General features: G+C 47.7%; 12 protein-coding genes. 7 read left to right on the top strand and 5 right to left on the bottom strand.

The window, feature by feature from the left end:
• The first annotated feature begins 7 nt into the window (after positions 1-7).
• From cobT to AC1RJL_RS02795, 6 genes are all read left to right on the top strand, one after another.
• Positions 8-1,054, top strand: a complete 1,047-nt coding sequence (gene cobT / locus AC1RJL_RS02820; RefSeq protein ID WP_492911233.1) for a nicotinate-nucleotide--dimethylbenzimidazole phosphoribosyltransferase — start codon at positions 8-10, stop codon at positions 1,052-1,054.
• Positions 1,051-1,803, top strand: a complete 753-nt coding sequence (locus tag AC1RJL_RS02815; protein ID WP_492911232.1) for an adenosylcobinamide-GDP ribazoletransferase — start codon at positions 1,051-1,053, stop codon at positions 1,801-1,803. The genes cobT and AC1RJL_RS02815 overlap by 4 nt, the downstream gene beginning before the upstream one ends.
• Positions 1,797-2,327, top strand: a complete 531-nt coding sequence (gene cobU, locus AC1RJL_RS02810) for a bifunctional adenosylcobinamide kinase/adenosylcobinamide-phosphate guanylyltransferase (protein WP_492911231.1) — start codon at positions 1,797-1,799, stop codon at positions 2,325-2,327. Before AC1RJL_RS02815 ends, cobU begins: the two co-directional genes overlap by 7 nt.
• 6 nt (positions 2,328-2,333) lie before the next feature.
• On the top strand, positions 2,334-2,945 hold the full coding sequence (locus AC1RJL_RS02805; protein WP_492911230.1) for a histidine phosphatase family protein: 612 nt from the start codon (positions 2,334-2,336) through the stop codon (positions 2,943-2,945).
• 215 nt (positions 2,946-3,160) lie between these two features.
• On the top strand, positions 3,161-4,600 hold the full coding sequence (locus tag AC1RJL_RS02800) for a cation:proton antiporter domain-containing protein (protein WP_492911229.1): 1,440 nt from the start codon (positions 3,161-3,163) through the stop codon (positions 4,598-4,600).
• 306 nt (positions 4,601-4,906) lie between these two features.
• On the top strand, positions 4,907-6,328 hold the full coding sequence (locus AC1RJL_RS02795) for an MATE family efflux transporter (protein WP_492911228.1): 1,422 nt from the start codon (positions 4,907-4,909) through the stop codon (positions 6,326-6,328).
• Between the two features lie 96 nt (positions 6,329-6,424).
• Here the strand turns inward: AC1RJL_RS02795 and AC1RJL_RS02790 are convergent, their stop codons facing one another.
• The 4 genes from AC1RJL_RS02790 to AC1RJL_RS02775 all read right to left on the bottom strand — a co-directional run bounded on the left by AC1RJL_RS02790 (position 6,425) and on the right by AC1RJL_RS02775 (position 11,949).
• Positions 6,425-8,281 carry a M2 family metallopeptidase gene (locus AC1RJL_RS02790; RefSeq protein WP_492911227.1) on the bottom strand — a complete coding sequence of 619 codons (1,857 nt, stop codon included), beginning with the start codon at positions 8,279-8,281 and terminating at the stop codon, positions 6,425-6,427.
• Between the two features lie 57 nt (positions 8,282-8,338).
• Positions 8,339-10,114 (bottom strand): peptide MFS transporter, encoded by a 1,776-nt coding sequence (locus AC1RJL_RS02785; RefSeq protein WP_492911226.1) that lies wholly within the window; start codon positions 10,112-10,114, stop codon positions 8,339-8,341.
• A gap of 99 nt (positions 10,115-10,213) precedes the next feature.
• Complete coding sequence (locus AC1RJL_RS02780) at positions 10,214-11,011, bottom strand: TIGR01458 family HAD-type hydrolase (protein WP_492911225.1); 798 nt, start codon at positions 11,009-11,011, stop codon at positions 10,214-10,216.
• A 41-nt stretch (positions 11,012-11,052) separates the two neighbouring features.
• Entirely contained in the window at positions 11,053-11,949 is an 897-nt protein-coding gene (locus tag AC1RJL_RS02775) for a LysR family transcriptional regulator (RefSeq protein ID WP_492911224.1), read from the bottom strand.
• Positions 11,950-12,072: 123 nt separating this feature from the next.
• Here AC1RJL_RS02775 and AC1RJL_RS02770 point away from each other — a divergent pair, with 123 nt between their 5' ends.
• The gene (locus tag AC1RJL_RS02770) at positions 12,073-12,684 is read left to right on the top strand and encodes an NAD(P)-dependent oxidoreductase (protein WP_492911223.1); all 612 of its coding nucleotides are present in this window, start codon (positions 12,073-12,075) and stop codon (positions 12,682-12,684) included.
• 84 nt (positions 12,685-12,768) lie between these two features.
• On the opposite strand, the gene AC1RJL_RS02765 is transcribed toward AC1RJL_RS02770, so the two are convergent.
• On the bottom strand, positions 12,769-13,338 hold the full coding sequence (locus AC1RJL_RS02765) for a TetR/AcrR family transcriptional regulator (protein WP_492911222.1): 570 nt from the start codon (positions 13,336-13,338) through the stop codon (positions 12,769-12,771).
• Positions 13,339-13,410 lie beyond the last annotated feature (72 nt).

Raw genomic sequence — 13,410 nt, 5'->3', positions numbered from 1 at the left:
AATACCTATGACATTCGATTGGCAAATAGCGCCCCTCAACCGCGAACTGGCTCCGGAGATCCAGCAGCGGATTGACCAGAAAACCAAACCCCTGGGCGCCCTGGGTCAGCTTGAACAGATCGCGCTGCAAATCGCGCTGGTACAGCAGCGCAAACGCCTGAGCATTGAACGGCCACTGATGCTGGTATTTGTAGCCGACCATGGTATCGCCGAGGAAGGCGTAAGCATTGCATCCAGCAGTGTGACCCAGCAAATGCTGCTCAACTTTTTAGCGGGCGGCGCGGCGATCAATTGCTTTTGCCGCACCAACCACATTCCGCTCAAAGTGATTGATGCCGGTATTAAAGACGAAATCAAACCCGCGCCCTCTGCCTTGATTTTGCAACGCATCGCCGCAGGCACACGCAATTTCGCGCAGGAGCCGGCGATGACAATTGCGCAAGCCGAACAAGCCATCGCCGCAGGAAAAGAATTTGCCGAGGCTGAACTCGCGGCCGGTTCAAATTTATTGGCGTTCGGGGAAATGGGTATCGGCAATAGCAGCTCGGCTGCCGCCATACTCGCCGCCATCAGCGGTGCACCGGTGGAAAGCTGTGTCGGAGTGGGGACAGGTATTAATAGCGAGCAACTCGCCAAAAAAATTGCGCTGGTAAAGCAAGGTGTTGCACGTATCAACGAGAAATCACCGCTGGCTATTTTATGTGAAGTCGGTGGTTTTGAAATTGCACAAATCTGCGGTGCGATGCTCGCCACTGCCCAAGCCGGACGTTTGATTCTAGTGGATGGTTTTATCGTCGGCGCGGCTGCGCTGCTCGCGGTGAGTATTCATCCCAATGCGCGCGACTATATGATTTTTGCCCATCGCTCCGAAGAAACCGGCCATCAATTAATGCTGCAATTATTGGCTGCACAACCGCTGCTGGATTTAGGGTTGCGTTTGGGGGAAGGCACTGGTGCTGCGCTTGCAATGCCGATTATTCAAGCGGCAGTGAGTTTCTACAACCAGATGGCGACGTTTGAAAGTGCAGGCATACGCACAGGCATAAATTTGTGAAGCAACAGCTGAATTTATTTTTTCTCGCGCTGGGATTTTTTAGCCGCATCCCCATGCCGGCATGGATTGTTTACTCACCGGAAAACCTCAACCGCGCGAGCCGCTATTTCACGCTGGTCGGTTGGTTGCTGGGGGGATTAGTTGCGCTGGTTTTTATCGCCGCCGATACGTTTTTCTCTAATTCCGTTAGCCTGTGGTTAGCGATGGGATTCAGTTTATTACTCACCGGCGCTTTCCATGAAGATGGTCTTGCCGATACTGCCGATGGATTTGGCGGTGCGTTTGTGCGCGAGGAAAAACTCAACATCATGAAAGACAGCCGCATCGGTACCTATGGCGCAACCGCACTGGTAATGGCGCTGCTGGGGAAATACATATTGCTGATCGAGAATACGCAAATTGCATTAAGCCTGATCATTGCCTACGCTGTATCGCGCGCAGTCGCCGCAAGCTTAGTCTTCGATATGTGCTACGTTGCCGATGAAGACGGCAGCAAAAGTAAACCGCTCGCCAATAACCAATCCAAAGCTGACCTGATAATTTTATTGGCAAGCGCTTTACCAATATTTGCCCTCACCGAGTGGCAAGCCGCGCTATTGATAATTGTGGTATTAATTTTACTGCGCTACGCCGTAAAATTCTATTTCCAAAAACAGATTGGCGGTTACACCGGCGATTGCCTGGGCGCAGCACAACAAATCACTGAATTGGGGATTTACGCAGTGTTATTGGCGGCAAGCACATGGTGACCTTGGTATTGGGCGGTGCCCGCTCGGGAAAATCGCGCTTTGCGCAGCAACTTGCGATTGATAGCAACTTGCCGGTGGTGTATCTCGCTACAGCAACGGCATCGGATGCAGAAATGGCGGAGCGTATTACCCATCATCAACAAAACCGACCAGGCGAATGGTGCGTGCACGAATGTCCACTGAATCTGATAGAGGCCATTAGCGAAGCAGGCCAACATGCGCAAACCATTTTGGTGGATTGTTTAACGCTGTGGTTGAACAACCAATTATTCCGCGAACCACAACAGGATTTTCCTGCATTATTTAAACAATTGTTCGATGCTGTGAGTAACAGCAAAGCGCAGATTATTTTTGTCGCCAATGAAGTTGGCCTCGGCATTATTCCGCTCGGCGAAATTACCCGACAGTTTGTCGATGAAGCGGGCCGCTTAAACCAAATGCTGGCGCAGCAAGCAGACAAGGTATTTTTTATCGCTGCCGGCTTGCCGCTTTGCTTAAAAGATGCGACCAAAAGAGAAAGATAAAGCACGATGAGCGATAGAAAAATTACCCTTGTTCGCCACGGCAAAGTTAATGGCAAAGCTGCGCTTTATGGTCATACTGATATTGAATTAAGTGCACAAGGGAAACAGGATTTATACAGCACACTGCAACACGTCCATCAGGATTCTGTTATTGACCGCATTATCTGTTCACCGTTAATTCGCTGTGCTCTATCTGCAATAGAATTTTCCTCTCAGTACCTTATTCCTTTGCAAATCGAACCAAACTTAATGGAAATGAATTTTGGCAATTGGGATGGTATTGCTTTCGACGAACTGGGGGATGAATGGATAAACCTGGAAAACTTCTGGCAATCGCCCAACTTCACCCGACCACCCAACGGTGAAGCAATTAATGATTTTGCGCGTCGTATTATCAAGGCGTGGGAATCATTGCTCAAAGATGATGGCTATCAACATCAGCTGCTACTTTGTCACGGTGGGGTTATCCGGATTATTATTGCGCACATATTGCAACTGGATTGGTGCAATCCAGCATTATTCAAGCAGCTCCGGATCGACTACGCCAGCCATACCCGCATCGAAATCGGCAACTACCCAAATGCCCTGCCCGTCATCAAATGGATTGCATCCCGCTAATTCCTATTGTTAATACCCCCTACGAATCCCACATCCTGATTCACTCCTGCACCTTGTAATACGCAGTTCAAATTCTTGATAAAGAATAACTATATGCCGGAACTAAACCTGCCGGATCGGCTGTGGTAATTTAGTTGCCCTGGAAAACCAGGGCCATGATCAGCACAATTCGGCACAACATTGACAATAAAATTGGCAGCAACAGAGATGTAACCATGACAAAAATAAAACAAAGCTTTTCCTACTTCACTATTACCGGCGGCCTGATTGCACTCATGTACTGGATTATCGTACTAGGTACAAAAGCTAACCAAAAAGCAGATACAGCGGTCACCAGCACCGACACTGACGGCAGCCAATGGGCCAGTTTTATCAACGGTATTTTGCATAACCTGAATCACCCGCTGGCGGTTTTGCTCGCACAAATTGCGACGATTATTTTTGTGGCACGCGTATTCGGATGGATATGTACCAAAATAAATCAACCGGTGGTAATCGGTGAAATGATCGCCGGTATTATGCTTGGCCCATCCTTTGTGGGCATGCACTTTCCCGAATTCTCCGCGGCTTTATTTCCCAAAGTATCACTCGGCAATTTACAATTTGTCAGCCAGATTGGTTTGATTCTGTTTATGTATATCGTGGGTATGGAAATCAGTTTGAAAACGCTGAAAGACAAAGCCTACGATGCAGTCATTATCAGTCACGCCAGTATTTTTATTCCCTTCACACTGGGCGTCGGTTTGTCCTATTTCCTCTACGCCGAATTCGCACCGGCTAACGTGCCATTTTCTGTATTCGCATTGTTTAGTGGTGTTGCGATGAGTATTACCGCCTTTCCGGTACTCGCGCGCATTGTGCAGGAGCGCGGCATCAACAAAACCAAACTCGGCACAATTTCACTGACCTGTGCAGCAGCAGATGACGTGAGTGCCTGGTGTATCCTCGCGGCGCTGATTGCGTTTGTAAAAGCCGGTACTTTTATCAACGGTCTGTTTACCATCGTAATGGCAATTGCTTATGTGTTTTTTATGATTCGCGTCGTACGCCCATTCTTGCAGCGCATCAGCGAGAAACACAACACCGTAGAAACAGTAACGCGTCCGGTGATTGCGATTTTCTTCCTCACCCTGATTTTATCGGCTTATGTGGCTGAAATTATTGGTATTCACGCTTTGTTCGGTGCGTTTATGGCCGGCGCGATCATGCCCGACAATGAGAATTTCAGAAAAATATTTATCGATAAAGTGCAAGACGTTGCACTGGTTTTATTGCTGCCACTTTTCTTCGTCTTCACTGGCTTGCGCACCCAAATTGGCCTGCTGAATGATCCTTACTTATGGCAAATAACCGCACTGATTATTTTCGTCGCAGTGCTGGGTAAATTTGCCGGCAGCGCACTGGCTGCTAAATGTGTCGGCCAAAGCTGGAAAGACAGCTTATCCATCGGTGCTCTGATGAACACACGCGGATTAATGGAATTGGTTGTATTAAATATCGGTTATGACCTGGGTGTACTCTCGGCAGAAATCTTCGCAATGATGGTAATTATGGCAATCGTAACGACTTGTATGACCGGCCCGGCGCTGGACATTATCAACAAGGTCTTCAAAAACAAGCCACAGGAAAAACTCGCTCCTGCCAAATACTCTTAAACGCTATGCGGGCTGATGCCAGCCCGATACCGGAGCCAGGGATGGCTCCCCCCTTCAAACCACGTAATAAATAGATAGCCTGCTCCTTTTTCCCGCACACTCCTGCCAGCCCGCATCCAGCCACCTGCATATTTAAATCCACGTTTTACATTTTTATTTATTCCCGCACGGCAAATTCCGCTAAACTTTGCTTCCCGTCGATCTGGCTTGCCCAATCCTCCTACACTGGCAGTTGGTTGTAATAACACCAGTGTTACTGTTTTGTTAGTTAATGTTGTTCGTCATGTCACTCGCTTTGGAAATCCTGTGGAACCGCTAAACACGTCCCAACCGCAAACCCTTCCCGATCACAACCGCAGCTTGATTGCACGCACATTGCACGAGTGGAAACAGCTTGCGGTTCTCGGTGCACCGGTATTAGTTGCGCAATTGGCGCAAATGGCAAACGGCGTGGTGGATACCATGATGGCCGGCCATGCCAGCGCAAAAGATCTGGCCGGTGTCGGCATAGGCACCAGCTTGTGGGTGCCAATCCTGTTGTTTTTTACCGGTACACTCAATGCGTTGCAGCCGATTATTTCCGGCCATCGCGGCGCTGAACAGTGGAGCAGGATTATGCCGGCTACATGGCAAGGCCTTTACATCGCGGGTGTGGCATCGCTGCTGATGATTTTAGTATTGATCAATCTCGAACCGGTGCTGCACCTGTTGCAACTCGATGATGAAACCACCGCAATTGCGCAAGGTTATCTCGATGCATTTTCCTGGGGTGTGCCCGCTTTGTTGCTACTTAATGCATTGCGTGGTTTGACCGACGGCCTCGGTCGCACGCGTGTGATCATGGTATTTTTCCTGATCAGTGCGACCATCAACTTACCGCTCAATTATTTATTCATTTACGGTTTTACGATTGGCGGTTGGACACTCGATCCAATGGGCGGTATCGGCTGCGGTTGGGCAACCAGTATCGCCAACTGGATTGCCGCGCTTGCGCTGCTTTTGTATTTAAACCGCAGCAAACATTACACCGCACTCCATTTAATTGGCGATTGGGCAAAACCGGTGTGGAGTGAAATCCATGCGATTCTCAAAGTAGGTTTGCCGATTGGTTTCACTATGTTTGTTGAAGTCAGCATGTTTTGTATGATCGCGCTGTTTCTTGCACCGCTCGGCGCAACCACTGTTGCTGCGCACCAAATCGTATTGAACGCCGTGTCACTGCTGTTTATGGTTCCGCTCAGTTTGGGAATGGCGTTGACTTTACGTGTGAGTTTTCTCGTGGGAGCACAAGACCATGACGAAGCGCGTTTGCTTGCGCGCAGCTCGCTGTTACTCGGATTGCTCATCGCCTGCATCAATGCGCCGATTTTATTTTTTGGCCGCGACTTTATCGCGACCCTTTATACCTCGGATCTGGAGGTACAAAAAATTGCCGCAAGCCTGATGATGCTCGGCGCTATTTTCCAGATCTTCGATATCATTCAAGTCACTATGATTAACGTGTTGCGCGGCTATAAAGATACAAAAATCCCTATGCTGATAATGCTGTTGTCATTCTGGGGAATTTGTTTACCGCTCGGCTACGTGCTGACCTTTAAAGATTGGTTAGTTGCCCCCATCGGTGCACCGGGTTTCTGGACGGCATTGATTGCCGGTTTGACCTGCGCCGCATTTTTGCTGACTATCCGGATGTTTCGATTCAAAACCGTGAATGACATTGGTAACTAAAACAATCAAATTTCCAGAATAAATGTTCTATGAAAAAATAAGGCAGCTCAGGCTGCCTTATTTTATTGATGTGATTTAGCTGTTTAATAATTCACTTTACCATCCGCACACTTGCCCTTTGTTTTGCTCATCCAACCACGTCTTGAGTGGAGCAAAATAATCCAGAATGGCGGATGCATCCATTTCACGGGTGCCGATTGCCTCTTCCAAAACATCTTGCCAGGGCTTGCTCGCACCGGCAGCGAGCAGGGTTTGTAATTTAGCGCCAGCTGCTTTGCTGTTGTAGATAGAACATTCATGCAAAGGGCCTTTGAAGCCGGCAGCTTCACATAAGGCTTTGTGGAATTGGAATTGCAGAATATGGGCGATGAAATAACGCGTGTAAGGAACATTCGCGGCGATATGATATTTTGCCCCCGCATCAAAATCATCTTCACTGCGCGGGACTGCAGAGCGAACACCTTGATAGTGGTTTACTAACTGCCACCAGGATTTGTTGTAATCTTCCGGTTTAATTTTCCCGGAAAAAACCTGCCAGCGCCATTGGTCGATAATTTTTCCAAACGGTAAAAAAGCAACTTTATCCAAAGCCAATTTCATTTGCTGGTTAATCACGGCTTTCTGGTTGTTTTCCACTTTATCGAATAAGCCGATGGTGTTTAAATATCCCGGGGTCATGGACAGCACAATGGTATCGCCAATTGCCTCATGGAAACCATCGTTAGCACCATTCTGGAAAAGATAGGGTTTATCCTTGTATGCAAGGAAATAATAAATGTGGCCCAATTCATGATGAATAGTTTCAAATTCAATTTCGGTTGGCTCAATACATTCTTTGATGCGTACATCCTCTTTTGAATCCATTGACCAGGCACTCGCATGACAAACCACTTCGCGATCGCGCGGTTTGGTGAGCATGGATTTTTGCCAGAAACTCGGTGGTAGTGCTTGCAAGCCTAATGAAGTAAAAAAGTTTTCCGCTGTTTTAGTAATCGCGACTGCATCTTTTTTACTTTTTACCAATGCCACCGTTACATCAAGATCACCCACCCCCGGGTAAGGCGTTACCAAATCATAAATGCTGCCCCATTGCTGGCTCCACATATTGCCAAGCAGATGTGCGGGAATGGGTTGGTCGAGCGGTACTTTGTCTTTGCCGTAATGTTCGGCAAGATCGGTGCGCACTTTGCACTGCAAGGATTTATATAAAGGTTCTACTTGCGACCAAAGGCGCTCCACCTCCGCTTCAAAATTGGCGGAAGGCATATCGTAACCGGATTTCCAGGACGCACTGAGATCACTAAAACCATAAGCACGAGCGCCAGCATTTGCGATCCCTACATAGCGCACATAATCTTTTTTATAAGATGGCGCCACAGTGCGCCAGCCAGTCCAGGCATCGAGTAATTCATCGTAATTACGGCTTTTTACCAACACCTCGGATAGTTGGTTTAAATCGCGGCACTCTTGTCCATGGGCACTTGCTTTTTTGGGTGTGCAATATTTTCCTGCGCCGTAAATGCCTTCCATATTAGTGCCCAATTGCGCGAGTTCAGCACGCTCTGCCGGAGTATCCGGTGGCAGCAATACTTTTCCCAAGGTTATATTAACATAAGCCTTTGCTATTGGGGCCGACATAGGTTTGTCTTTGTAGTTGCGCGCTTCTGCAAGAACTTCCTTTTCAAATGCCATCAAACGTTCATTCGCTTTGGATGCTAAATAAGCTGTGTCGTCATTGATATAAGTAACATAGGTCCACTGTGCGGCATTAATTTCCCGCGCAACGTCTAAATAACGCTCGCTGGTGTCGGCGATAAAAGTATCTACTGATTTTTTGTCAGCACTGTTATCGGCATTTTCATCTTTTTTAACAGATGAAGACTGCTGGCAAGAGACGAGAAAAATACAGGATACCCAAATTGCCATGGCGCGCAGTGCGAAAACCTGATGCATCTTTTTTATCATCATCTTTTTTATCATAAAAAAAGGTTCCATTTATTAATGGTTGAATCAGTGAACTCCCGCCATGCCGCGTTTCAGCAGAGGAGAAATTACCAATAAAAACAGTCCAAATCCAACACCCAATAACGCGAGATATTCAAACAACTCCGTGTAAGTGACGAGCATGGCGGTAACATCGGATTTTGCCGAGGTATCGATTGAAGCCATTTTGGATAAACGTGTTGCAAGCGTTTCTGAAAGTGCAGTAGCCACAAACCAGGTTCCCATACTCACCCCTACAACGCGGGGAATGGATAATTTGGTTACGGCGGATAATCCAATCGGCGATAAACATAATTCACCGGTGCTGTGACAAAAATACGCCAGCACAAACCAGAGCGTTGCGACTTTGCCGATATCATTGGGAAATTGCGCACCTAATACCAAGGCACCAAAACCCAAACCGGCGAGAATAGTACCTATCGCAAATTTTACCGGCGTGGAGGGGTTGAGACCACGCGCATCAAGCCACGGCCACAACAATGCAAAGGGAACAGCTAACAACATAATAAATGCAGGATTAAGTGCAGCAAATTGACTGGCGCCGATAGTTGCGCCGAATACATTACGATCCAGTACACGGTCTGCAAATAATGTCATCGATGCAGCGGATTGTTCGAACAGCGACCAGAAGACAATGGTAGAAACAATCAATACCATCAGCACCAAGGTGCGCGTGAATTCCACACTGCGGTGACGGGCAAATCCGTAAACAATAAATACCAGCAATGAGAGTAATGCGGCGTAGAGCCAGTATTCCGTTGCAGTATCTGAGATCTGGAACACGCGATTTTGAGTAAGCACACTGCCGATGCCGACAAAAATAACTATCGCGGTCAAAGCAAATAGTGATTTTTTAGATTGCCAAGGGTTGGGGTGAATCATCGCGTAGGCGAGTATGCCGACAATTCCCAACAGCAAGAAAATATTTTGCGTGATATGCACAACCGGTTCACTTTGCACCAGCCACCAAATTAACGGCAGTGCAGCAATGCTGGCGATATAAATCCACCACTCCTGTTTAATGCCCGCGAGTTTTGTTGTCAGCCATTCCGGATTCGGTGAGTCTGCGTAACCTTTTAAATAGCGCTGGCCCAATAAAAAGGTAATCAAACCCAGGATCATACCAATACCGGCCAAACCGAATCCATATTTCCAACCGTAGGTTTCACCCAGCCAGCCGCAAACCAATGTCGCCACTAACGCGCCAACATTAATTCCCATATAGAAGAGGGTAAAACCGGAATCGCGACGCGGATCGTTTTCAGGATAAAGCTTGCCGACAATGACTGAAATATTCGGTTTTAAAAAACCAACGCCAATAACAATAAATGCAATCGCGGTATAAAACACATTGAGCGCGGCGGTATCCTGTTTGGTAACTTCTTTCGCCAGCACAGTTCCCGCTGCTAATACTTCACCCGTTGCCAGACTCAATGACTCAGTCAACACAGTACCTGCCGGGTAATACACTGCTTGCTGCCCTTCCACTGCCATTAAAAAATGGCCGATGACCAATAAAACACCGCCGAATAAAACGGCGCGGCGTGAGCCTAAATAACGATCCGCAATCAACCCGCCAATGACCGGCAAGGCATACACCAACCCGGCATAGGCACCGAGAATATCCAGGCCATGATTATCGGAAAATAAATGGTATTTGGTGAGGTATAACAGCAGGATAAATTTCATGCCGTAAAATGAAAATCGCTCCCACATTTCGGTGGCAAAACAAACATACAAGCCCTTGGGATGGCCGAGGAAGTCACTATTAGTATTATTCATAATTGATCTATTTTTTATTTATTGAGAAGGAAAAAGTGCCCAAAGAGTATCCTACTACTCCGGTTCGATAAATCCATTCATAACTCAAATTGGCATGCATTAGCGCAACACGCTTGACAGTGCTGCTGGTAAATCAGCAATCGATTCCAACACCGCATCGGGTGTCACCAGCGATTGTTCAAAATACGCCTGGCGAAATTTTCCGGTGCGCACCAAACATCCTTTAAGCCCGATCAATTGCGCACCGCCAACATCGCTGTCGATATCATCGCCAACCATAAGTGCATCCTGCACTTCCACTCCAGCCGAATCCAATACGCGCTGGTAAAAATCGCGATTGGGTTTTCCCATTATGCGCGCTGGTTTACTGCTCACGTATTCGAGGCCGGAAACAAAAAAACCAATATCTGCTTTTAATCCATCACTGGTCTGCCAAAAACGTCCTTTGTGCAATGCAATTAATTCCGCTCCATTGTGTATTACATTAAATAATTGATTGATCAACTGTAAATCCCAGCGCTCACCTATATCACCCAACACAATATAGTCGGGGCGCTCTTCATCCCAGGTATATTCTTTGAAATCCGGTTTTATCGACTCTGCAACCAACGGCCAAATGCGCAGGGGATGATCGGTATTTTTCTGCAGATTGTGCAATTCCAATTTTGCCGCGATGGGCGCGCTGATTAACTCATCGGAATCCAGTTGAAAACCCATCGTGCGTAATTGAGCGACTAATTCATGTTGTGATTTGGTTGTGGTGTTGGTGATAAAACGCAGCGCAATCCCGCGCTCACGTAATTGCGCGATGCTCGCAATTGCACCGGGCAATGCCTGATTGCCAACGTAAAGCGTTCCATCAAGATCGAGCAAGATTAACTGCGGAAAATGCAGCATTGGTGTTCTCCTTCGAGATGGCGGCGTTTAAATCCAACATGTCAACTATAGCGTTGTTTCAACGCTTCAATAAAAACACTCACTTTTTGCGATCGCTGTATCAATGCGGGAAACACCGCGTAAATTCCACCACCAGGTAACGACCATTCAGGCAATAAACGCACCAGCCTGCCTTCAGCGATATCTTTTCTTACTGAATAGTCCGGCAGTACTGCAATTCCAGCGCCGGCAAACACCGCAGCTTGAACCGCAAGCGATGTATTCATCATGATCGATGCATAAAATCGCAGCGTTACCGAAGCAAAATTATTTCGCGTAAATGTCCAATGCAATGGATTGGAAAGTACGCTTAAACCCACAAAGGGATGCACTTCCAATTGTTCCGGCGACTCCGGTAAATCACCTGCAAAAAAATCCGGCGACGCCACCAACCATTCATCAAATGGAGCGATCAAAGCGGCCTTGTGGCTTGAATCGGCGAGACGACCGATGCGGATTGACACATCAATCCCTTCGGCAACCATATCGACGCGCTGATCGCTGGCGATAATCTCGATACGCAAATCGGGATACTGCTTGCTGAGTTGTGCCGCCAACGGGGCAATAACCGAGGCGCCGTAATCAATCGATGTGGCAATTCGTAATTTGCCGCGCAACTGGCGGGTGCTGCTGTTGGCTTGGGCGATGGCAATTTCGGTGTCTTGCAGGATTTTTTGACAGGCCTCATAAAACCGGGTTCCCGCTTCGGTGAGGTGCAAACGGCGAGTGGTGCGCACCAGCAGATTGCTGCCAATCTCCGCTTCCAGCTTTTGCATATGTGCGCTGACCATGGTTTTAGCCAAACCAAGGCGCTTGGCGGCGGCGGTAATCGAGCCGGTTTCCACCACGGCTACAAACACCACCAGCCGGTTAAGGTTGATATCAAACAGGTTAGCCATAGCTTATTGTCCACTTTAGATGAACTCAGAATAAAAATAAGACCATCTTATCAGCACAATAAACCCGTCGCATACTGGCCTCACTGAAACCAAATCACATTTCACCAACGCGAGGAATAGATCATGAAAATTGCATTAATCGGGGCTAGCGGTTTTATCGGCCAACATATTTTGACGGAAGCAACCAATCGCAAACATCAGGTTACCGCCCTGGTACGCGATACCAGCAAAGTGGCTGCGCATCCGCAAGTCACCAGCAAAGCATTGGATGTTCACAATGCAGCACACGTCACAGCCGCGCTGGCGGGACATGAGGCCGCAATTATTTCCCTGCATCACGATGGACTCGACCTGCAAGCTTTGATCAATGCTGTAAAAGCCTCGGATGTACCGCGCTTGATCGTCGTCGGTGGCGCAGGTAGTTTGGAAGTTGCACCGGGCGTGCAGGTTGTTGATACCCCGGAATTCCCCGCTGAGTGGAAGCCAATTGCGTTGGCGGCACGTGAGTTTTTGAATTTATTGCGTGCAGAGAAAACCTTGGATTGGACCTATCTTTCACCTTCCGCCTTTATCGAACCCGGTGAACGCACCGGTAAATTCCGCTTGGGCAAAGACCAATTATTAGTGAACGAACAAGGCGAGAGCCGGATTTCGAATCAGGATTTTGCGATGGCATTGATCGATGAACTGGAAAGCCCGGCGCATTCGCAACAGCGGTTTACTGTTGGTTACTAAGGTTTAGTTAGCACAAAGATGTAAATGGTCCAGAGGCAGATTCGATAGTCTCTTTTTCATGATTCTCGAATCTGCCGATAAGTTTTAATGCAGCTTTTTATTCACCAACCGCAATATTTCTTCCGACAGTTTTGGATCATCCACTGCGCGGGCAATAACTTGTGCACCGACTAAAGTAGCCAGTGTTAGTAGCGCTTGCTCACGTTTGGCAGCGTCGGTTTTAGTGGCCGGTAATAAATTCATCATAGCGCTGAGCAGGCGATTAAAACTCTGGGTAAACGCCTGTTTAATTACCGGCGATTGACGCGCCGCATCTGCCCCAAGCGCGGCCATCAAGCAACCGCTGCCGGGATTATCGCGATGCTCGGTCGATAAATAGCGCGCAATAAACGCTTTGTATTTCGATCCCCTTGCTGTCGCTCGCGACGCCTGCCCTTGCTCCAGCAGTTCATCCACTGCATAAGCGCAGGTCTGCGCCATTAAATCTTCTTTTGATGTGAAATGGCCGTAAAAACCACCATGGGTTAGGCCTATCTTTTTCATTAGATCGGCGATACCTATACCGTCAAAACCTTTCTCGCGAAATAATTGCGCCGCGGTATGCAAAATTTTTCCGCGATTTTCTGCTGCTTGCTCTCTGCTTACTCTCATCATTCCACCTGCCAGTCGATCTGTACAAATGTCATCTGCCTATGACACAAATAGTGTTTGACAGTATACATGATA

The sequence above is a fragment of the Cellvibrio sp. GW822-FHT04B05 genome, assembly GCF_058800985.1.
The sequence above is the reverse complement of the archived record's forward strand: the minus strand, read 5'-3'. Positions and strand labels throughout refer to the sequence as shown.